General features: G+C 65.2%; 24 protein-coding genes. 17 read left to right on the top strand and 7 right to left on the bottom strand.

What is annotated here, in order from left to right; translation table 11 throughout:
- Positions 1-82: 82 nt before the first annotated feature.
- Positions 83-1,315, bottom strand: a complete 1,233-nt coding sequence (locus tag EVC45_RS35530) for a sugar ABC transporter substrate-binding protein (RefSeq protein WP_129962815.1) — start codon at positions 1,313-1,315, stop codon at positions 83-85.
- A gap of 318 nt (positions 1,316-1,633) precedes the next feature.
- Here EVC45_RS35530 and EVC45_RS35535 point away from each other — a divergent pair, with 318 nt between their 5' ends.
- The 3 genes from EVC45_RS35535 to EVC45_RS35545 all read left to right on the top strand — a co-directional run bounded on the left by EVC45_RS35535 (position 1,634) and on the right by EVC45_RS35545 (position 4,512).
- A complete protein-coding gene (locus EVC45_RS35535) occupies positions 1,634-2,407 on the top strand; it encodes an SDR family oxidoreductase (RefSeq protein WP_129962816.1) in 774 nt (257 codons plus the stop codon).
- A 64-nt stretch (positions 2,408-2,471) separates the two neighbouring features.
- Entirely contained in the window at positions 2,472-3,554 is a 1,083-nt protein-coding gene (locus EVC45_RS35540) for an ABC transporter ATP-binding protein (protein ID WP_129962817.1), read from the top strand.
- 94 nt (positions 3,555-3,648) lie between these two features.
- Positions 3,649-4,512 (top strand): MurR/RpiR family transcriptional regulator, encoded by an 864-nt coding sequence (locus EVC45_RS35545; RefSeq protein WP_129962818.1) that lies wholly within the window; start codon positions 3,649-3,651, stop codon positions 4,510-4,512.
- A 72-nt stretch (positions 4,513-4,584) separates the two neighbouring features.
- Here EVC45_RS35545 and EVC45_RS35550 read toward each other — a convergent pair whose 3' ends face one another.
- The 3 genes from EVC45_RS35550 to EVC45_RS35560 form a co-directional block, all read right to left on the bottom strand.
- On the bottom strand, positions 4,585-4,884 hold the full coding sequence (locus EVC45_RS35550; RefSeq protein WP_129962819.1) for a type II toxin-antitoxin system RelE/ParE family toxin: 300 nt from the start codon (positions 4,882-4,884) through the stop codon (positions 4,585-4,587).
- The gene (locus EVC45_RS35555; RefSeq protein ID WP_129962820.1) at positions 4,874-5,116 is read right to left on the bottom strand and encodes a type II toxin-antitoxin system Phd/YefM family antitoxin; all 243 of its coding nucleotides are present in this window, start codon (positions 5,114-5,116) and stop codon (positions 4,874-4,876) included. Before EVC45_RS35555 ends, EVC45_RS35550 begins: the two co-directional genes overlap by 11 nt.
- Positions 5,117-5,397: 281 nt before the next feature.
- Positions 5,398-5,877, bottom strand: coding sequence for a hypothetical protein (locus EVC45_RS35560; RefSeq protein WP_129962821.1), 480 nt, complete (start codon positions 5,875-5,877; stop codon positions 5,398-5,400).
- 312 nt (positions 5,878-6,189) lie between these two features.
- Between EVC45_RS35560 and EVC45_RS35565 the strand changes: the two genes are divergently transcribed.
- A complete protein-coding gene (locus EVC45_RS35565) occupies positions 6,190-7,425 on the top strand; it encodes a YbfB/YjiJ family MFS transporter (protein ID WP_129962822.1) in 1,236 nt (411 codons plus the stop codon).
- Positions 7,426-7,448: 23 nt separating this feature from the next.
- On the opposite strand, the gene EVC45_RS35570 is transcribed toward EVC45_RS35565, so the two are convergent.
- Genes EVC45_RS35570 through EVC45_RS35580 form a run of 3 tightly spaced genes read right to left on the bottom strand, consistent with a single transcriptional unit; the run spans position 7,449 to position 10,208 of the window.
- The gene (locus tag EVC45_RS35570) at positions 7,449-7,823 is read right to left on the bottom strand and encodes a GtrA family protein (protein ID WP_129962823.1); all 375 of its coding nucleotides are present in this window, start codon (positions 7,821-7,823) and stop codon (positions 7,449-7,451) included.
- A gap of 23 nt (positions 7,824-7,846) precedes the next feature.
- Positions 7,847-8,908 (bottom strand): glycosyltransferase family 2 protein, encoded by a 1,062-nt coding sequence (locus EVC45_RS35575; RefSeq protein ID WP_129962824.1) that lies wholly within the window; start codon positions 8,906-8,908, stop codon positions 7,847-7,849.
- Between the two features lie 13 nt (positions 8,909-8,921).
- Positions 8,922-10,208 (bottom strand): glycosyltransferase family 87 protein, encoded by a 1,287-nt coding sequence (locus EVC45_RS35580; RefSeq protein WP_129962825.1) that lies wholly within the window; start codon positions 10,206-10,208, stop codon positions 8,922-8,924.
- Positions 10,209-10,883: 675 nt separating this feature from the next.
- On the opposite strand from EVC45_RS35580, the gene EVC45_RS35585 reads away from it, so the two are divergent.
- From EVC45_RS35585 to EVC45_RS35645, 13 genes are all read left to right on the top strand, one after another.
- Positions 10,884-11,096 (top strand): hypothetical protein, encoded by a 213-nt coding sequence (locus EVC45_RS35585; protein WP_129962826.1) that lies wholly within the window; start codon positions 10,884-10,886, stop codon positions 11,094-11,096.
- Positions 11,097-11,196: 100 nt separating this feature from the next.
- A complete protein-coding gene (locus EVC45_RS35590) occupies positions 11,197-11,367 on the top strand; it encodes a Flp family type IVb pilin (protein WP_129962827.1) in 171 nt (56 codons plus the stop codon).
- A gap of 68 nt (positions 11,368-11,435) precedes the next feature.
- Entirely contained in the window at positions 11,436-11,606 is a 171-nt protein-coding gene (locus EVC45_RS35595; RefSeq protein ID WP_129962828.1) for a Flp family type IVb pilin, read from the top strand.
- A gap of 30 nt (positions 11,607-11,636) precedes the next feature.
- On the top strand, positions 11,637-12,179 hold the full coding sequence (locus EVC45_RS35600) for a prepilin peptidase (protein WP_129962829.1): 543 nt from the start codon (positions 11,637-11,639) through the stop codon (positions 12,177-12,179).
- 36 nt (positions 12,180-12,215) lie between these two features.
- Positions 12,216-13,040: a Flp pilus assembly protein CpaB gene (gene cpaB / locus EVC45_RS35605; RefSeq protein ID WP_129962830.1), complete on the top strand. Its 825-nt coding sequence runs from the start codon at positions 12,216-12,218 to the stop codon at positions 13,038-13,040.
- 113 nt (positions 13,041-13,153) lie between these two features.
- Positions 13,154-15,085, top strand: coding sequence for a type II and III secretion system protein family protein (locus tag EVC45_RS35610; RefSeq protein ID WP_129962831.1), 1,932 nt, complete (start codon positions 13,154-13,156; stop codon positions 15,083-15,085).
- A 21-nt stretch (positions 15,086-15,106) separates the two neighbouring features.
- Positions 15,107-15,421, top strand: a complete 315-nt coding sequence (locus EVC45_RS35615; protein WP_129962832.1) for a hypothetical protein — start codon at positions 15,107-15,109, stop codon at positions 15,419-15,421.
- A gap of 69 nt (positions 15,422-15,490) precedes the next feature.
- A complete protein-coding gene (locus tag EVC45_RS35620) occupies positions 15,491-16,702 on the top strand; it encodes an AAA family ATPase (protein ID WP_129962833.1) in 1,212 nt (403 codons plus the stop codon).
- Between the two features lie 36 nt (positions 16,703-16,738).
- Positions 16,739-18,100, top strand: a complete 1,362-nt coding sequence (locus EVC45_RS35625; protein WP_129962834.1) for a CpaF family protein — start codon at positions 16,739-16,741, stop codon at positions 18,098-18,100.
- 52 nt (positions 18,101-18,152) lie between these two features.
- On the top strand, positions 18,153-19,130 hold the full coding sequence (locus EVC45_RS35630) for a type II secretion system F family protein (protein WP_129962835.1): 978 nt from the start codon (positions 18,153-18,155) through the stop codon (positions 19,128-19,130).
- A 28-nt stretch (positions 19,131-19,158) separates the two neighbouring features.
- On the top strand, positions 19,159-20,127 hold the full coding sequence (locus tag EVC45_RS35635; RefSeq protein ID WP_129962836.1) for a type II secretion system F family protein: 969 nt from the start codon (positions 19,159-19,161) through the stop codon (positions 20,125-20,127).
- A gap of 52 nt (positions 20,128-20,179) precedes the next feature.
- On the top strand, positions 20,180-20,632 hold the full coding sequence (locus tag EVC45_RS35640) for a TadE/TadG family type IV pilus assembly protein (RefSeq protein WP_248295385.1): 453 nt from the start codon (positions 20,180-20,182) through the stop codon (positions 20,630-20,632).
- The gene (locus tag EVC45_RS35645; protein ID WP_129962838.1) at positions 20,629-21,123 is read left to right on the top strand and encodes a TadE/TadG family type IV pilus assembly protein; all 495 of its coding nucleotides are present in this window, start codon (positions 20,629-20,631) and stop codon (positions 21,121-21,123) included. Before EVC45_RS35640 ends, EVC45_RS35645 begins: the two co-directional genes overlap by 4 nt.
- Positions 21,124-21,153: the final 30 nt, after the last annotated feature.

The following is a 21,153-nucleotide window of genomic DNA, read 5'->3' on the forward strand; positions in this document are numbered from 1 at the left end:
AGATGGCGCGGCGCAGAGCGCGACGCCGTCGTAACGGCGCCGCGCGTTTCCGGTTCGCCTCGCTACTACCAGAAGCCGCGTATCAATGCCCGAGCGACTTGTTCGCCTGCGTCGCAGCCGCATTCAACGCTTCAGCCGGTTGCGCCTTGTTCAGGTAGATTGCTTGCATCCCGTCGGTCACGGCCTTCGCGGTGTCTTCCCAGCCGGTCACGGTCGGCGCGAAGTGAGCCGTGGGCAGCAACGCGATGAACGCCTTGACGTCCGGATCGTTGAACGCCGGGTCCGCCGCTTCCGCCTTGGTGGTCGGCAGGAAGCCTTCGGTCGTCGTGAACTCGACGCGCGGTTCCTTCGTGAACAGATAGTCGAGGAACTTCCATGCGGACTTCTTCACCTTCGAGTTCTTGAACATCACGATCGAGTCGGTGACCGCGTAGGTGGCGTGCGTCGTGCCCATCGGCACCGGATCGATGCCGTACTTCAGGTTCGGCGCTTCCTTCTTGATCTGCTTCGCGAGGAACGGCGCGGAGATCACCATCGCGACACGGCCCTGCTTGAACAGATTCTGCACGTCTTCGCGGCTATAGCCGGTGACGCCCGGTTGCGTGAGACCCTGGTCGATCATCTGCTTGTACATCGTCGCGGCCTTCACGCCTGCCGGCGAATTGAACGCGGCCTTGCCGTCCTTGCCGACCACGTCGCCGCCCATCGTCCACAGCGCGTAGTAATAGTAGACGTCGGTTTCGATTTCCTTGCCTTGCAGACCGTAGCCGGCGACGCCTTGCGCCTTCAGCTTCTTCGATGCATCGATCACGTCGTTCCAGGTCTTCGGGCCGTCGGGGTAGCCGACCTTAGCGAGCAGGTCCTTGTTGTAGTACAGCGCGCGCGCGGAAGCGGCGATCGGCAGGCCGTAGGTCTTGCCGTTGATCTGGCCGGGAGCGAGGAACGGACCGATGAAGCGGGCCTTGAAGTTCGCATCCATATAGCCGTCGAGCGGCTCGGCGACGTCGTCCTTCACGAAGTCGAGCAGCCAGCGCGTGCCGACGATCGCGAGGTCCGCGTTGGCGCCGCCGGAGATGTCCGTTTGCAGCTTCTGTTGCAGCGTGTCCCAGTTCACGTCTTCGATCTTGATGGTCGTGCCGGGGTTGGCCTTCTCGAAGTTGCGGGCCATTTTCTCGAAGTACGGCGCGGTCGCGTCGCTGTAGTGAGCGACCGTCACGCGGACCGTGTCGGCGTGGGCCGACACGGCGATACCTGCAAACGCGAGCGCCACGGCGACTTTGCCTAGCGCGAGGGAAGCACGGGCATGCAACGACATTTTTCTCTCTCCTGGGGTGGTTTGCTGCCGTCGCCGGCCGCCTTGGGTAAATTGTTTGAAAAAATCCTACATGACGCAAAATAGCTTGTCACGTAGGGTCTGCGATATTTCTTCTCGGGTTGTTTTGTGCATAAGATGCTGTAAAGCATGGGGTATTCTGCACTGCGCGACGATCTGAAAACCCACTCTTCGGGATAAACCGGCAGTCGTCGCAAGTTGTCTATGTAGGAAATTTACAGCAAGGCGCGCCGCGCGAAGCGGGTGGCGGAGGGCGCCGGCAAGACGGCCGAAGCGGCCGGGCGATCGAGCGAGGAACACATGGATCGTGTCGTATTGGTAACGGGCGCATGCGGCGGTATCGGCAGCGTGTTATGCGAGCGCTTCGTCGAGGCGGGCGACACCGTGCTCGCGCTCGACATCGACGCGGCCGCGCTGCAATCGTTGAGCGCGCGGCTCGGCGCAGACAAGGTTGCGCCGGTCGCGGTCGATCTCGGCGACGCGGCCGCAGTGCAGCAAGCGGTGGCCGCGGCGGTTGCGCAGCACGGACCGGTCGACGTGCTGGTCGCGAACGCGGGCGCGGCGCTGGGTGCGTCGCTCGCGAGCACCGACGCCGCGAGCTGGCAGCGCGACATCCATTTGAATCTGAACGGTACGTATCACACGGTCGAGGCGGTGCGCGCGTCGATGATCGAACGGCAGCGCGGCGCGGTCGTGCTGATCGGCTCGGTGAACGGTCTTGCCGCGCTCGGTCATCCGGCATATAGCGCCGCGAAGGCCGGCCTGATCAGCTATACGAAGGCGCTCGCGATCGAGCTGGGCCGCTACGGCATTCGCGCGAACATCGTGTGTCCGGGCACCGTGAAGACCCAAGCGTGGCAGGCGCGCGTCGACAAGAACCCGCAGGTGTTCGAGGAACTGAAGAAGTGGTACCCGTTGCGCGACTTCGCGACGCCCGACGACATCGCCGACGCGGTGCTGTTTCTCGCGTCGCCGCAAGCGCGCGTGATCACCGGCGTCGTGTTGCCGGTCGACGGCGGCTTGATGGCGGGCAACCGGTTGATGGCGCAGGAGCTGACGCTCGAGTCGTTCTGAGCCGCGCGCGGCGCGCGCCATAGGACACCCGCAATCCAACACGCAGCAAGACAATGAGGACAGCATGGCAGCAGTGCAACTGAGCGGCATCTTCAAACGCTATGGCGACACCCAGGTCGTGCACGGCATCGATCTCCACATCGACGACGGCGAGTTCGTCGTGCTGGTCGGTCCGTCGGGCTGCGGCAAGAGCACGCTGATGCGGATGGTGGCCGGCCTCGAGGAAATCAGCGGCGGCGATCTGATGATCGGCGGCACGCGCGCGAATGCGCTCGCGCCGCAGCAGCGCAACATCTCGATGGTGTTCCAGAGCTACGCGCTGTATCCGCATCTGTCGGTTTATGAAAACATCGCGTTCGGTCCGAGAATTCGTAAGGAGCCCGCGGAGAAATTCAAGCCGCGCATCGAAGCGGCCGCGAAGATGCTGAACCTCAGTGGCTATCTGGACCGCTTACCGCGCGCACTGTCGGGCGGTCAGCGGCAACGCGTCGCGATGGGCCGCGCGGTGGTGCGCGAGCCGTCGTTGTTTCTGTTCGACGAGCCGCTGTCGAATCTCGACGCGAAGCTGCGCGTGCAGATGCGCACCGAAATCAAGGCGCTGCATCAGCGCTTGAAGAACACGGTGATCTACGTCACGCACGATCAGATCGAAGCGATGACGATGGCCGATCGCATCGTCGTGATGAACGCGGGACGTATCGAGCAGATCGGCCGCCCGCTCGAACTCTACGACCGGCCGGCGAATCTGTTCGTCGCGAGCTTCCTCGGCTCGCCGTCGATGAATTTTGCCGAGGGCGTGATCGTCAATCGCACGCAGGGCGCGGGCCTCGCGTTGAGGCTCGCGGACGGCAGCGAGGTCGCGCTCGAAACCACGCCCGCGTCGGCCGTGGTCGGCGCGAAGGTCACGCTCGGCGTGCGGCCCGAGCACATCGAGATCACGACGCAGATACCGGATGCCGCGCTCGACGTCGAAGTGATCGAGCCGACTGGCGCCGAGACGCACTTGTACGGGAAAATTGGCGGCACCACGTGGTGCGTGACCACGCGCGAGCGCGCGAAGATCGAGCCCGGTCAGCGTGTTGCGCTGCGTCTGCCGGCCGAACACATTCATCTGTTCGATACGGAGAGTGGACGCAGGCTGGTCTGAACCGCGCGCGGCTCGAACTTTGAGCGGGCCGATTGAAGCCGAAGAAGCTGCGAGCGACGCGGATCCACATGTAACAGCCCCTAAGGAACACCGGGTGTCCGCACCGAACTTGATTCCCCATATCCGCAGCGCACTCGCGAGTCTGCGGCCCGCCGAGCGCAAGGTCGCCGACATGGTGCTCGCCGACGTCGACTTCGCGATGCGCGCGAGCATCACCGAACTCGCGCAGCGCGCCGACGTGTCCGAGCCTTCCGTCACGCGTTTTTGCCGCGCGATCGGTGCGCACGGTCTGCGCGACTTCAAGATGCAGCTCGCGCAGAGCGTGGCGGGCGGAATGCCGTATGCGTCGACTGCGGTCGCCCGCGACGACGACGTGCAAACCTTGATGGACAAGGTCGGCGAAGCGGCGATCGACGGCATCACGCATGCGCGCGGCGCGCTCGATCCTGCCGTGGTCGAAAGCGCGATCGCTGCGCTTTCGAGCGCGAGGCGGGTGTTTTTCTTCGGCGTGGGTTCGGGCTCCGGGCTGGTCGCGCAGGATGCGGCGCTGCGGTTTTTGCGCATCGACATCGCGGCGGCCGCGTTCACCGATGGTCATTTGCAGCGTCTTTACGCGGGCCTGATGGAGCCTGGGGACGTCGCGTTCGCGATCTCGCATTCGGGGCGCAGCGTCGAAGTGAACGAAAGCATCCAGATCGCGAAGGAGCGCGGCGCGACGACGATCGCGCTGACCAACGTCGGCTCGCGGCTCGCATGGCTGGTCGATATTCCGCTGCTGCTGCGCGTGGCGAGCCCGATCGATCCGAACACGCCGGGCGTGTCGCGGCTCGTGCATCTGTGCATCATGGACGCGCTCGCGATCGGCGTCGCGCTGAAGGCTGGGCCGGAGACGCTGGAGAAGATGCGGCATGCGAAGGCGCGGCTCGTGCCGCATGAGCCGGAAGGGGCGGGCGGGTAGAGCGCGTATGTCTGTATGAAGCGGTGATCGATATGCGTCGCGGTTTCGACGCCGAAGCGCCCTCAAATACTATTACCGCTCGGCTTCATCGAGCCGGCGATGTGCGATCGCGTACACCTTCCCGCGGTTGCGCTTACCCATTGTTATCACCGTTACTACGACGGCACCGTTATCGACGCGGTACACGAGGCGAAAGCCGAGGGATGCAAGCTTTATCTTGTAGGTATCTGGCATCGTCGAGAGCGCCGCAGATGGTACGCGAGGATTCTCCAGACGCTCTTTCAGCTTTTTCTTGAACCGCTCTCGCACGGTGGCGTCGAGCTTTTCCCATTCTTTCAGGGCAGACGGCAAGAAGGCAAGGCTATAGGTCATCGAGGTTTACGTTGATGGGCTTCTCGCCGGCACGCTCCCTCGCAATTGCGGCGAGCTCAACGTCATCGAGCACGTCGCAGATCCGTTCCCACTCTGCAGCGGGTACGAGATAGGCGACCGGGGAGTTCCGGTTAAGCACGGCGACCGGGCCTTCGGCGGCTTCAATTGCGGCGCTCGGGTTCACCTTGAGCTCGCTGATCCCAATCGATGCACTGGCCAGTATCTTTTGCATGCAAACAACTCCTGTTCGGAAATTTCCGAAAGTCTTTCCGCGATGTCCGTTCACGGGCGCATCACATAGAGGGTCCGCGGACGGGAAGGCGGGCTAGGCAGGTCCTCAGACCAAATCATATTATAGGTCATTAAAATGACCACTGTACTGGTCTGATTGTTGGTCATGAGGGCCGGACAATGGTGGGTGCGGGCTCGAGCGCGGGTTCGGTGGTTGCCTGGCCGCCAGCCCCGAGCGTCGAACTTGAGTCGTCCGGCTCACGGGACCCTATGCCCACGTCCTCAGTGCATGTAGGTGACGCGGCGCGCCTGCACGTCGAGTTCGACGCCGGCGTCGAGCAGATTGATCGCGAACCAGCGCAGCAGCTTCAGCACGCCGCTGACCGCCGGCGCGGGCAGCCATTCGCCGAGCATCCGCAACGCGGCGCCGCTATGCGTTTTCTGCAGCAGCGCGATCGATTGCAGCATCACGGCCTCGTCCTTGCCGAGCTCGGTCGCGCAGCGACAGCGCATGTCGAGCGGCCGATACGACACGTGCATCAACGAGCGCATCAGCAGATCGAAGTGCTCGATGCCGTCCTGACGCAAGCCGGCCTGACTCAGGATGTCGCGCCAATGCAGACTGCCGCGCGCGCTTTCGCAGGCCGGCCGCAGCCACGTGCGCACGGCGCTGAGCACCGTGTGATCGGGCGCGCCGGCGGCGTCGAGCGGAAGGTCGTCGATCAGTTCGGGGCGGCTGTCGTGTTGAGAGCGGAAGTTCATCGATGCTCCTCGTTTGAGACAGTCCGGAACGTCGCGCCGGTCACTTGGGGGGCGGCCGTGTCGCGGGTCGGATTGAAGGTCGGGTGATCTGCCATGCGGTGAATCATGGAGCAAAACGATCGTTAATGCAAATCATTCTCATTTGATAGGTCTTCGAAAAGCGCTTGGCATTGCTCTTCGCATCCGATTCAATGCAACTAACCGTCAAACCGAAACGTCGCTCCCAGCTATCATGGCAATCTGCCGCATGCGTCCAACTCACCATCCAACCAGAACCGGCCCGCAGCGTTTCCCGTCCACGTCCGTCCGCCCATGTCCTCCCGTTCCGCCGACACCGCATCGCACGCGCCAACCACGACCACCGCACAACGCCTGCCGACGCTGCGGCTCGCCGCCGCGCTATCGCTCGGCAGCGCGATCGCGCTCGGCTTCGCGCGCTTCGCGTATGCGCTGCTGTTGCCGTCGATGAAACTCGACCTCGGCTGGAGCTTCGCGCAGGCCGGTGCGATGAACACCGCCAACGCGCTCGGTTATCTGCTCGGCGCGCTGGTGTTTCCGCGCCTCGCGCGCCGCTGGTCGGCGGGCGCGCTGTTCGCGGGCGGTTGCGTGCCGACCGCGCTGCTGATGGCCGGCACCGGCCTTACCGCCGACACGCATGCGCTACTGACACTGCGCGTGATCACCGGCGCGAGCAGCGCGGCGGTCTTCATCGGCGGCGGCGTGCTCGCGGCGCGGCTCGCGTCGGCGCGGCCGCGCGACGCGGGGCTCGTGCTCGGTCTGTATTACGGCGGTACCGGCTGGGGGATCGTCGCGTCGTCGGTGCTGGTGCCGGTGACGATCCTCAACGCTGCCCACGGCTGGCACTTCGCGTGGTTCGCGCTGGCGGCGGCCTGCGCGCTGTTCGCAGCGGCTGCGATCGGTGCGTCGCGCCGGATCGAGCGTGCGCACATGGGCGCGGCTGCCGCGACGCACGCAACCGGCGCCACCCCTGCGCCGCGCTGGCCGCAGTTCGCGGCCGCGCTTGCGGGATACGGTCTGTTCGGCGTCGGCTATATCGGCTACATGACGTTCATCGTCGCGCTGCTGCGCAACGCCGGCATGAGCGCGGCGGTTGTCACCGGTTTTTATCTGCTGCTGGGTGCGGCGACCGTGGTGTCGGCGCGGATCTGGTCGACGCTGCTCGATCGCATGCGCGGCGGCCAGGCGCTCGCCGTGCTCAACGCGCTGCTGGCGCTCGCGACGCTGCTGCCTGCGCTGTTCACGCAGCCGTGGGTCGCGTTCGTTTCGGGCACGCTGTTCGGCGCGACGTTTTTATCGGCGGTTGCGTCGACGACCGCGTTCGTGCGCCACAATCTGCCCGCAAGCCACTGGGCAAAGGGCATCAGCGCCTTCACGATCGTGTTCGCGTTCGGGCAGATCGTCGGACCGGTCGTGATCGGCTGGGTCTCCGATGGCGCCGGGCTCGCGCGGGGGCTCGTGTATTCGGCGCTGCTGCTTGCGGGCGGTGCGGCACTCGCGGCGTGTCAGAGGGCGTTGCGCGCGGCGTAAGTTGCGCTACGCGTGCTTCGTATTCACCGATACGTCCAGCATCGATGCGCGACGGACGTGAGCGGCGGCACCACGCACACGACGAGCGCGATGCCAAGCGCGGGCGAGCCGCCCGCAAGCTGCGTCAGCCGCGATACGAGCGCGGTCAATGTCAGGCCACCCAGCGATACGAGCGTGAATCGACCTGCGTTCATCACCACGGGCAGCGCCGAAAAACGCCAGAACGTGTTCAACAGATATGAGGCCGCCGTCGCCCAGCTGAACGCGATCGCGTTGGCCCACGCCGGCGACATGCCGGCGTCCGCAATCAGCGTCAGCGCGATGCATACATGCAGGCCGGTCGCGATGACGCCGGCCGCGCCAAAGCGCGCGAGCTTGACCCGTTCGACCAGAATCATCTCGACGCTCCGTCGCGCCTGGCTCATTGACCCACGACGCGAACCCGCGGCGCGGCACGCCTGCGTGTCAACTCGACGCGCGCCACATGCGGCGCGCGCGCATCCTGACGCACGCCCGGCAGCATGCTGACCTTGCTCTTCGCCTGATAGCGACGCCGCACCAGATAAACGGGCCGCTCCTTCGACTCGTAGTAAATGCGCCCGACGTATTCGCCGATCACGCCGATGCCGATCAACTCGATGCCGCCCATGAACAGCATCACCGAGATCGTCGACGCGTAACCGGGAACCGGATTGCCCGACCACAGCGTGCGGCCGATGATGAACCCGCCATACAGGAACGACAGCGTCGCGATCGACAGCCCGATATAGGTCCAGCTGCGCAGCGGCACCGTGCTGAAGCTCGTGATGCCTTCGAGCGCGAAATTCCACAGCCGCCAGCCTGAGAACTTCGAGTGGCCCGCGCTGCGCGGCTCGCGTTCGTATTCGACGATCACGGTGCGGTAGCCGACCCACGCGAACAGGCCTTTCATGAAGCGGCGACGCTCCGGCAGGCTGCGCAGCGCGTTGACCACCTGACGATCGATCAGCCGGAAGTCGCCGACATTCTCCGGCAGCTTCACTTCGGACAGCGCGTTGTGCACGCGATAGTAGAGCGACGCGGCCGTGCGTTTGGCGAACGTATCGCACAGGCGGTTCGTGCGTTTGGCCGCCACCACTTCCGCGCCCGCGCGCCAATGCTCGACCATCACCGGGATCAGGCTCGGCGGGTCCTGCAGGTCCGCGTCGATCGGAATCACCGCGTCGCCGAATGCTTCGTCGATGCCGGCGGTGAGCGCCGCTTCCTTGCCGAAGTTGCGCGTCAGGTCGATCACACGGATGCGCCGGTCGCGACCGCTCTGCGCGATCAGGCGATCGAGCGTGGCGTCGCTGCTGCCGTCGTTGATGCAGACGATCTCGAAGCGCGTGCCGTCGATCGATTCGAGCACCGGCACGACCGCCGCGAAGAAGCGTTCCACCGCGTCCTGCTCGTTGTAGAACGGCACGACGAGCGAGATCAATGGCGTGTTGGTATGGGTTGACATGACGCTTCCCCGTTTATCGGATTATTTGAGTGGCATACGAATAGGCGAGGGCGGCACGCTCGTCGCGGCCCTCGCTGCCCATGCGCACGCGGCGCAAGACGATGAGCAGCATCAGCAGCAGAACGATCGGGCCGATCTGCGGCAACTCGGTGTTGCGGTTGAAAAGTTCGTAGGCCGGCAGCAGCCACGCGAGGGCGATCACGCTCTGCTCGCCGCGCAGCCAGCCCTTATCGATGCCGAGCGCGGTCAGGCAGGCAATCGCGATGCCGAGCCACGCCAGTTCGTAATGCCACACATACGGATTCGTAAGCAGCGTGGCAATCACGAGACTCGCCGCGCGCAAGCGCGCATCGCGTGTGTTTCGCCACACGTGCCACGCGGCTGCCGCTGCGAGGAGCCCCATGCAAGCTTGCGCCGTGAAGGCAAGGGCGATCGGCGTGCCGCCCTCGCGCAGCACCGCAAACGTGGTCGGGGACGCGAGCCAGTAGCCGCGGCAATGTTCGAGCAGCGTCTCGCGCGCCACGCCGGTGTTGACGAAGAAGAGCCGCACCGATTGCACGCCGCAAACGAACACGCTGAACGCGCCGAACAGCGTCGCGCTGAACGCGGCGGCGGCGAGCGTGCGCCACGCGCGCGCCGCGATCAGCACGAGCGGAAACAGCACGGCCATTTGCGGTTTGATTGCGAGCAGGCCGAGGCACAGCCCTGCGCGTACTGGATGATGACGCAGCCAATGCAGCGTAAGCGCGGCGATGCCGGCCGTCAGCAGCGAGTTCTGGCCGAAGATGGCCGGCACGAACACGCACGGGGATGCCGCGACGACGAACCATGCGAAGCGCGATCCCCGGAAGCTGTCGGCGAGGCCCGAAATGCGCAGCGTGCCCGCGCTGAACAGTGCGACGCCGGCGCAGACGAACACGAAGTACATGATGAGCGGCGGCAGCAGCGCGAGCGGCGAGATCAGCACGAGGAACGTCGGCGGATAGAGCCAGGGCATCACGCTGTCGATGCTGACGCTCGAGAATAGCGCCCGTTGGATTCTGTCGAACGAGGCATGGTCGTAGACCTGCAAGGCCGAATCATGCAGCAGCCCATACGATGCCGACCAGAAAACCGTGAAGTCCGCACCTGGACGGTTGAAGTGCTGTTCGGTGAAACCGTGGCTCGCATAGAACCACAACGTCAAGAGCACCACGTACAGCACGCATATTCCGCAGCAATAGAACACCATGCGCTCGGGCGTGAGCCAGCTGTGCACCTCGCTGTCGTCGCTGCGCATGCGTAGTTGTGGTACGTACATGATCCCCGCCCCCGTGTGATCCGGATCAGGTCTGTCGACCCTCCGTTCGATCTGTTTATTGATTCGGTCTTCTGAGTGTTCGCGCGCGACATCGAATCGAAAGCTGTGTCGTTGCGCGGAACCGGTCAGCTCATTGTTGGCGGAAAATTACTCGACTTTCAAGGGCGCGTTTTCCTGGTCGCGCGCCGCGCACGCCCGATTCCGCCAAATAACGGGCCAAACGGCCTGCTCTATGTGCGCCAGCGCACCAAGCGGTCTCGCCGATGAGACGCTTTGGACCGCCGCGCCCTTCGGGAAAGGCGATTTCTCAGCGGAATTTCATTCTTACCGAACCAGGGAAAGTCCTGGGCAAAAAGTGCCGAGCCTTACACGGTGGGCCTCTCCGCGATCCGCGAAGTGCCCGGCGGGCTTCGCAAAACGTTGCGCATTCGGACATTTCGGACGCGAATCCGGCGGAGCACCAGGGGGCGATCGAGTCGAACCCGCGTCGTTGCGTTGTTTTCGCAAAGCTGGCCCCGTCCTTGCGATAGGGAGTGCGCGGAAGTCGACGACACGATGCTGCGGACCACAACAGGCAGCACACCATGGCGAGGGAGAGAAAGCCATCGTCGACAAACTAGCGGATGCCGGCCTCGAGCTGGCGCCAAGAAAAAGATCACGAAATTCGGGGGATGTATGCACAACAAGATCATGCGACTGCGCGGCGACAACAAGCCCATGTGCGGCGCACATCGTGCGGCCATGCTGCGCCAGCGGCACGCGCCCGCCATGCTGCGGCTCGCCCGGCAGCTGCCGGTTCACTTCCCCCGTTTCCTTCAGCTCGTCTCGCCCAGCGTTGCGACTGTGCGGATCAAACACCGCGCGGCGCTGACCGGCCGGCGAGACTAGCCAGCAGTTTTCCGCAGTTCCCAGCAGTGCCCGCAGTACCACCGCCCACGCCAATCCTGGTAACGGGTTCTATTAGTTAGTCATCCAGAGGAGTCTCATCATGAAGAACATCATCGCTACCGCAGCTCGTTTCGTTCGTGACGAAGACGGCGTGACCGCCATCGAATATGGTCTGCTCGCCGGCCTGATCTCGTTGCTGATCATCAGCGGCGCCACCGCGCTCGGCTCCAACCTGCAGAAGATTTTCAACAACCTCGCTTCGTCGGTCTGAGTGCTCGTGCCGACGGACGAACATAGCGATTCGTCCGTCGCCTTCCCTACTCGAGAAAGGAGTCTGCCATGAGGAATCTGATTGCCCGAGCAGCACGTTTCGTTCACGACGAACACGGCGTGACGGCCATCGAATACGGTCTGCTCGCCGGCTTGATCGCGCTGCTGATTATCGGCGGCGTGACCACGCTCGGCACCAACCTGCAGTCGATATTCAACAACCTCGCATCGTCGGTTTGACGCTGCGCCATCATCCACCACGAGGTCATCATGACGCTGCCAACCCTACCGCCACATCCTGTACCGCTGTGCGTGATCGTGCTGGTGATCGTGGCAGCGAGCACGGACATCACGGCGCGGCGGATTCCGAATCGCATGATCGCACTCGGACTCGCCGCCGCGCTCGCCGTGCAGATGTCGATCCACGGCCCGCTCGCGGGCGCGCTCGACTGTCTGATCGGCGCCGCTTGCGGCTTCGCGGTGCTGGTGCCGTTCTATCTGATGGGCGGTATGGCCGCCGGCGACGTGAAACTGCTGATGATGATCGGCGCGTGGGTCGGCCCCGCGCTGACCTGGCGGATCGCGCTCGCCACTTTTCTGATCGGCGGGCTCTGGTCTCTGCTGATCGTGCTGTTCCGCGGCAGATTCACGAGATTGCTTCTGAATCTGCGGCAACTGATCGGCGGCCTCGTGATCGCGCCGCTCAGACAGCCGAACCTGATCGATGCACAGTCCGAATCGGTTGGGTCGATTCCCTACGGTGTCGCAATCGCGGCCGGAACCCTCGGAATGCTGTTCGCGGCCGCGCTATAGCCGGACGTATCCACTGAACGATGCGGGAGTGTTGCCATGAAAAACAGTCGGGCTTTAGTGATGCTGACGATCGCCGTGCTGGCGGGTCTCGCGGCCGTGAGTTTCGCGTCGCGCTGGCTGCTGCAGACGTCGTCGGGCGCGGTGACGTCGGTTGCGGTGGCGTCGTCGGACATCGGTCTCGGCCAGCCGCTGAACCAGAACCTGATTCACATGGTCAGCTGGCCGACTTCGAGCGTGCCGCCCGGTGCGTTCGCCGACGGCAAGGCGCTCGAAGGGCGCGTGGTGCTGACGAGTCTCGCGCCCGGCGAGCCGGTGCTCGAATCGAAGCTCGCGCCGCAAGGCACCAAAGGTGGCTTGTCGGCGGTGATCGGTGAAGGCAATCGCGCGATCACGGTGCGCGTGAATGACGTGGTCGGCGTCGCGGGCTTCGCGCTGCCGGGCAACTACGTCGACGTGATCGTCAACACGCAGCAGGCGAACAAGACCGACACGCCGCAAAGCATCTCGAAGATCGTGCTCGAAAAGATCCTCGTGCTGGCGGTCGCGCAGCAGGTGAGCCGCGACGACACCGCGCCGAAAGTGGTCAACGCGGTGACGCTCGAGGTGTCGCCCGAGCAGGCCGAGAAGCTCGACCTCGCACGCAGCGTCGGCACGCTGTCGCTGGTACTGCGCAACCAGGTCGACAAGAAGACCCCGAGCACCGGCGGCGCGACCAAGCTGACCTTGCTCGACGTGCCGGCGTCGGCGCCGGCGGCGCCCGAGGTGCATCCGGCGCGCACGCACTATGCGGCGCGTCCGGCGCCCAAGCGCGATTGCGTCGGCGTGCTGTCGGGCGTGACGGGCAGCGTCGAATGTTTCTAGCGCGGTCGCGGCGCGCGGGTTTGCGCAAGTTCAGCTCAGGCGCCGCGATCTGAATCAGAAGGCAATCAAAAAGACGTCTCGGTTCACACCTATCGAGCGACGGGGGCAGCAACATGAAAACTCAACAACGGTTCTCATCCGGCAGCGGCAAGCGGTGCCGCGTGCTCGGCAACACGGTGCTCGCCGCCGCGCTCTGCGCCGGCTTGACGGCCGCGCACGACAGCGCGGCGCAGATGATGGCTGCCGCGCAGATGCCGGCGGGCTGGGGCGCGCAGGCCGCGCCGCTGCCGGTCGGCCGGGGCGCCGTGCCGATGATGGTCAGCAATACGCCGATTCCGAGCGGCGCGGCGAGCGGCCGGACGGTTGCCCCCGCGCAGTTGACGGGACCGAACTGCACCGGTGACATTCGCGACGAGTCGACCGTGTCGGTTGCCGTCGGCAAGTCGACTCTGGTTCCGCTCATCGAGCCCGCTCGCAACCGCACGCTCGGCAATCCGGTGGTCGCCCAGGCGACGCTCGTGTCGCAGCGCACGCTGTACGTGGTCGGCATGAGCGTCGGCACCACCAACATGATCGTGCAGGGCCGCAGCGGCGCATGCCAGATCATCGACGTGAGCGTCGGCGTCGATGCCGACGGGCTGCAACACACACTCGCGCAACTGCTGCCGAACGAGCGCGGCATTCGCGTGTCGAGCGCGGCCGGCAACCTCGTGCTCGCGGGTCGCGTGTCGAGCGGGCAGGCCGCCCAGCAGGCAATGAACATCGCCGGCGCTTACGCGGGCGCGCAGCCGACGCAGCAAGACCAGTCGAGCACCGCGAGCTTCGGTAACGGCGGGTCGATCTCGCAGCAGAGCACGAGTACCAGCAAGGGATCCGAAGTCATCAACATGATGACCGTCGATTCGCCGCAGCAGGTGATGCTCGAAGTGAAGGTCGCCGAGGTGTCGAAGACGCTGCTCAATCAGTTGGGCGCGGCGGTCAACATTCAGGGCGGCTTCGGCTCGTGGACCGGCGCGCTGGTGAGCAGCCTGCTCGCCGGGGTCAGCAGCGGTATCGCGGTGAGCAAGGCGAACAACAGGCCGTTCAATATCGCCGTCGACGCACAGAAGAGCGACAGCCTCGGCAAGATTCTCGCCGAGCCGAACCTCGTCACGCTGAGCGGCCAGGAAGCGTCGTTCCTCGCGGGCGGCCGGGTCTTCATTCCGGTGCCGCAAAGCAACGGCACGGGCGGCTCGACGATCACGCTGCAGGCAGAAGAGTTCGGCGTCGGCCTCAAATTTACGCCGACCGTGCTGGCGGGCAGCCGCGTCAACCTGAAGGTCGCGCCGGAAGTGTCGGAGCTGTCGCCGACCGGCGTCACCGTGACGTCGAGCGGCACGAGCAGCACCTCGATCCTGCCGCTGATCACGACGCGGCGCGCCTCGACGACGGTGCAGATGAACGACGGCGAGAGCTTCGCGATCGGCGGGCTGATCCAGAACAACATCACCGGTTCGCTGAAGGCTCTGCCTGCGCTCGGCGAAGTGCCGGTGCTCGGTGCGCTGTTTCGCAGCACGTCGTTCCAGCAGGATCGCACGGAGCTGATCTTCATCGTCACCGTGCATCTGGTGAAGCCGCTGCCGCCGGGCGACTATCCGCTGCCGACCGATAGCTTCACGGGCGTGTCCGAAGCCACCGTCTACGCGACCGGCAACATGGAAGGCCGCCGGCCCGCGGCGCAGGCAGCGGGCGCCGCGAACCCGAACGCACCGCAGATGCCCGCGCAGCCGCAAACGCAACCCGCCGTGCCCGCACCGGTTCCGACGCCGGCGCCGACCGAAGGCTCGGCCGCACCTGCCACGCTGCTGCCGCGTGACACCCAGGCGGACCGGCCCGCGCCGTCGGCCTCGGTGCCGCCAACCGACAAGACGACGGCAACGGCAGCGTCGGCAACGCAGGAGCAAGCGCAAGCGCCAGCGCCAGCGAACGCCGAACCCGCGCTCGCCAAAGCCGACGCCGCGAGCCCGGGCAACCCGGCGCTCAAGGCCACTCAGCCCAACCAGTAACGCGCCGCGAAGGAGACTCTCATGAAACTCGAACATCTTCTGATCACGCGCCGCGCGGCGTTGCTGCTGACGCTGTGCGCCACGCTGAGCGGCTCGTTGAGCGGCTGCCTGTCGAGCTCGCCGATCTGGGACGCTCACGTCGGCGACGCGGTGCGCACGGTGACGCAGATGCAGATCATCGATCCGCATGCAGGCGAGCACACGCCCTCGACGCCTGGCATCGACGGCAAGGCCGCGGTCGCCGCGCAGCAGCAGTACGAGAAGTCGTTCCAGGCTCCGGTCACGACGTTCAATCCGTTCGTGATCGGCATCGGCAGCAGTGGCGGCACTCAGTGATGGCGGACGCGTCGCACCTTGGTGCACGCGCCGCCCGCCCGTTAATTCGACAGCTCGGTAGAGAACATCATGATCAACATCCTGGCTCTGTCTGAAGACGCCGCACGGCTCGCGCAGATCGCGCATCTGAGCGGCGAAGCCGGCGACTACCGGATCACGCGCGCGATGGGCACGCCGTCGCTGCTCGGCGAACGCGGCGACACGCTCGATGCGTTCGACGTGCTGATCGTCGACGCCGCGTCGCTGAAGGACGCGGAGCTCGCGGTGGTGGAGCGTTTGCATCGCGAGCATGGGCGCCTCACCTGCATCCTGCTGATTCCCGACGCGTCGCCGCAAACGCTGATCGCTGCGATGCGCGCGGGCTTTCGCGACGTGCTGAACTGGCCGCTCGATTCGCGCCAGTTCAGCGACGCGTTGCAGCGCGCGCAGGCGCAGAGCCTGCAAGGCGGCACGCGCGACACGCGGATTCTGTCGTTCGTCTCGTGCAAGGGCGGCGCGGGCACCAGCTTCATCGCCGCGAACGTCGCGCATGCGATCGCGACTCTGCCGCAGAAAAAGCGCGTACTGCTGATCGATCTGAACCAGCAATTCGCCGATGCCGCGTTTCTGGTCTCAGACCAGACGCCGCCGTCGACGTTACCGCAAATCTGCGCGCAGATCGAACGTATGGATGCGGCGTTCTTCGACACGAGCCTCGTGCACGTGAGCGACAGCTTCCATATCCTCGCCGGCGCGGGCGACCCGGTGAAGGCGGCCGACATCAAGGAAGACCGCCTCGAGTGGCTGCTCGGCGTCGCCGCGCCGCACTACGACTTCGTGCTGTTCGATCTCGGCCAGACGCTGAACCGGCTGTCGATGCTCGCGTTGGATCGCAGCGACCAGATTCATCTGGTGCTGCAGCCGAGCATGCCGCACGTGCGCGCCGGCCGACGGCTGCAGGAGATTCTCTGCTCGCTCGGCTACGCGCAGGAGCAGATGCGGCTGATCCTGAACCGCTACACGCGGCACGGCGAGCGGCCGCGCGCGGCGCTCGAATCGGTGCTCGGCATGAGCGCGTATCAGGTGATCCCGGACGATGCCGAAACGGTGGCCGAGGCGATGAACCAGGGGTTGCCGGTATCGAAGACCGCGCGCGGCAGCGGCGTTGCGCGCAGCCTGCAGGCGCTCGCCGAAAACATCGCGGCACGCGCGACCAAACCGGGGCGTTCGCGCGCCAAGGGCGAGTCGCTGTTCGGGCGGCTGCTCGGCCGCCAGCCGGCGCCGAAACTCGAAACGCTTTAACGCTCCAACGTCACACGATCAGAACAGGGGAACGTCATGTCGCTTCGTGAGCAGATTTCCGCGCAACGCGTGCAGCCGCTGGGCGAACGCCAGGACCCGGCGAGCGCCGGCATGTTGCGCGGTGCCTACCAGAAACTGAAACGCGAGATTCATCAGGCGGTGCTCGAACGCGTCGAGCTGGAACGGCTGTCGCGCTTGCCGCCCGAGCAGGTCCGCCAGGAGATCGCGACGCTGATCGGCCGCATTCTCGAAGATCAGAAGGCGCCCGCCAACGATCTCGAACGCCGCCAGCTGGTCGGCGACGTGCACGACGAAATGTTCGGCTTCGGTCCGCTCGAAGTGCTGCTGCGCGACCCGAGCGTGTCCGACATTCTGGTGAATACGCATCGTCATACGTACGTCGAGCGCCGTGGCCGGCTGGAGCCGACCGACGTGACCTTCTACGACGACGCGCATCTGATGAAGGTCATCGAGAAGATCGTTTCGGGCGTCGGCCGCCATATCGACGAATCGAGCCCGATGGTCGACGCGCGGCTGCCGGACGGCTCGCGCGTGAACGCGATCATCCGGCCCTGCGCGATCGACGGGCCGTTGCTGTCGATCCGCCGTTTCTCCGCGAATCCGCTGCAGGTCGCCGACATGATCGAATTGCAGAGCATGACGCCGCCGATGGCCGAAGTGCTCGACGCGCTCGCGCGCGCGAAGGTGAACATGCTGGTGTCGGGCGGCACGGGCAGCGGCAAGACCACGCTGCTGAACCTGCTGTCGGGTTTCATTCCGGGCGACGAGCGCATCGTCACGATCGAGGACGCGGCCGAGCTGCAACTGCGTCAGGAGCACGTGCTGCGCCTCGAAACCCGCTCGCCGAACATCGAGGGCCGCGGCGAGATCACGCAGCGCACGCTGGTGCGCAACGCGCTGCGGATGCGCCCCGACCGCATCATCCTCGGCGAGGTGCGCGGCGCCGAAGCGCTCGACATGCTGAACGCGATGAACACCGGCCACGAAGGTTCGCTGTCGACGATCCACGCGAACACGCCGCGCGACGCGCTCACGCGCCTCGAAAACATGATGACGCTAGGCGGCCTGTCGCTGCCGACCCGCACGATGCGCCAGCAGATTTCATCGGCGATTACGGTGATCGTGCAGGCTGCACGCCTGACCGACGGTCGCCGCAAGATCATCAGCATCTCGGAGCTGACCGGCATGGAAGGCGACATGATCAACATGCAGGAGATCTTCGTGTTCCGCCGCTCCGGCGTCGATGCGAAGGGCAACGTGCGCGGCCATTTCTGCGCGACCGGCGTGCGGCCCAAATTCGCCGAGCGCTTGCAGGCATTCGGCGTGGCGCCGTCGGATCAGGTCTACGATCCGGCGCGGCGCTTCGAAACGACATGACGTGTATGGGCAACGCGAGCGGACCGCTCGCACGGTGCTTCAGGAGACTTGCATGAACCCGATTTTCTACGCGGCGATCATTCTGCTGTTCGCGGCCGTGGTGCTCGCAACAGGCGGCGTTTACGAGTATTGGAACAGCCGACACGGCCCGGTCGCGCGCCGCGTCGATTCGCGGATTCGCGCGGTATCGGCCGGCGGTCCGATGAGCAAACAGCGTCTGTCGATTCTGAAGTCGCGCACGATGGCGGACTCGGCGACGCTCACGCGACTTCTGCTGCTCATTCCGCGCGTCCATGCGCTCGATCTGTTTCTGCAGCAGTCGGGGCTGTCGTGGTCGGTCGGGCGGCTCGTCGGAACCTGCGCGGTGTTGCCGCCGTTCGTGCTGATCGCGGGCGCGACCCTTGCGATGCCGTGGCCGTTCACAGTGGGCATCGCCGCGGTGTCCGCGCTGTTGCCCCTCATCTATGTGCAGCGGCGGCGCAATCGGCGTATCCGTCAACTCGAACGGCAGCTGCCGGACGTTTGCGACATGCTCGCGCGCGCGTTGCGCTCGGGCCATGCGTTCACCGGCGCGATCGATATGGTCGCCACCGAGTTCTCCGAACCGATGAGCGGCGAGTTCCGCATCGTGTTCGACGAGATCAACTACGGCGTGTCGATCAGCGAGGCGCTGACCAATCTCGCGACGCGGGTGCCGATTCGCGATCTGCGCTACTTCGTGATCGCCGTCGTGATCCAGCGCGAGACGGGCGGCAATCTCGCCGAAGTGCTCGACGGCATCACCGCGCTGATTCGCGACCGCTTCAAGCTGTTCGACAAGGTTCGCGTGCTCGCCGCCGAAGGCAAGATGTCCGCGTGGGTGCTCGGCCTGCTGCCGTTCGGCGTCGGCGCCGCGATGATGTTGATCAACCCCGGGTTCCTGAATGTGCTGTGGCAGGACCCGGCGGGCGTCAAGATGATCGGGGTGGCGTGCGCCGGCATGCTGTTCGGCATTCTGTGGATGCGGCACATCGTGAAGATTCGCGTCTGAGCGGGGAACAGGTCATCGGAGAACGACCATGCAAACACTGAACATCACGCAGATTCTGTTGCTTGCCGGCGTATTCGCGATCGTCTTCGCGGCCGTGTTCGGCGCGATGCATCTGAGCGCGCCGCGCGACATGAGCCGCCGCATCGAGCAGGCGGGCGGTGCGAATGCGGTGCCGACGCCGGAGCAACTCGACGCCGCCGCGCAGACGCCGTGGTACGAAAAGCTCGTCGAGATCTCGCAGCCGATCTCGAAGCTGTCGGTGCCGAAGGACGGCTGGGAGCAATTCGCGCTGCGCGTGCAATTGATGAACGCCGGCTGGCGCTCGGCCAACGCCGGGCCGATCTATCTGGCCGCGAAGACCGCGCTCGCGCTGTCGTTGCCGCTCATCGCGATGCTGATGCTCTATGGCTCGTCGTTCGCGAACTCGCTGCTCGAACGGACGATCGTGCTGGTCGTGCTGGCCGCGCTCGGCTACTACCTGCCGAACGTCGTGCTGTCGCGCCGCATCGCAGCGCGCAAGCGCAGCATCGTCGAGGACTTTCCCGATGCGCTCGATCTGCTGACCGTGTGCGTCGAAGCGGGTCTGAGTCTCGATTCGTCGCTGATGAAAGTCGGCGAGGAAATCCGCCTGCGCAGCGCGGTGGTCGCGAGCGAGCTCGAACTGATGCTGCTCGAAATGCGCTCGGGCTTCTCGAAGGAAAAGGCACTGCGCAATTTTTCGCTGCGCACCGGTGTGGAAGACATCGACTCGTTCAGCGCGATGCTGATCCAGGCCGAGCGCTTCGGTACCAGCATCGGCGCATCGCTGCGCGTGCTGTCCGATACGCTGCGTACGCGCCGTCGGATGCGCGCCGAGGAGCGCGCCGCGAAGATCGCGCTGAAGCTGCTGTTTCCGTTGATGTTCTGCATTTTCCCGGCGCTGCTCGTCGTGCTGATGGGGCCCGCGATGATTCACATCTATCGCGATCTGCTGCCGAGCATGGCGGGCGGCGCATGACCGGACACTTCGTTGCGAGCGAATCGACATGTGGAACGAGCGGAGAGAGCCGGTGAAACGCACAAAACAACGCGGCGCGGCAACCGTCGAACTCGCGCTGGTGCTGCCGTTGCTGCTCGCGCTGATCTTCGGCATCGTGCAGTTCGGCTGGCTGATCAACAACTACCTGGTGTTGACCAATGCGGCCTCGCTCGGCGCGCATCAGCTCGCGGCGGAGCGCGGTTATGCGTCGCCGTACTCCGATGCGACTGCCGCGATTCATTCGCAGACCGGTGCGCTGAACGGCACGCTGACGATTTCGATGAGTGTCGGCGGCACCTCCTGCACGAGCGATAGCGCGTGCGCCACCGCGCTGGGTTCGAGCACGCAGGCGCCGGCCGCCGGCACCCAGGCGAAGGTGCAGCTCGGCTATACGTTCGCGCCTCTGTTCGGCGGCAAGCTCGACAACCTCAAAAGCATCATGCCCGGCAGTTTGAGCGCCACCATGTCGGAGGTCGTGCAATGAGCGCTGCCATTGGTCCGAGGCGCAGAACGAAACCTTCAGCGAATCGGCAGCAACAGAAGGGCGTCGCCGCGGTCGAGTTTGCGCTGGTCGCGCCGCTGTTGCTGTTGATCCTGCTCGGCCTCGCGCAGTTCGGCTGGCTGCTTGGCAACTACGTGATGGTCGCCAATGCGGCTTCGGCGGGCGCGCGCTATTTCGCATCGCAACGCGGCACCAGCACGCCGTATTCGTCCACGCAAGGTCAGGTGAGCACGTCGGCCGCGCTGTTGAAGACCTCGAACCTGTCGGTCGCGATGTCGGTGAACGGCGCCACGTGCAGTAGCGATTCGAGCTGCGCCACCGATCTGACCAGCGCCGGCGGCACGAGCGCGGTCGGCACGGCGACCGTGACCGTCACCTACACGTTCGCGCCGCTGTTCAAGGGCAGCCTGTCGGGTCTGTACGCGATGATGCCGACCGCGCTCAATGCGAGCGCGGTGGAGCGGGTGCAATGACGACGCAAGAAGAACAAAAGCGGTGCAACC

Origin of the sequence: Paraburkholderia sp. UYCP14C (genome assembly GCF_004197395.1) — a bacterium.
Lineage (GTDB): Bacteria > Pseudomonadota > Gammaproteobacteria > Burkholderiales > Burkholderiaceae > Paraburkholderia.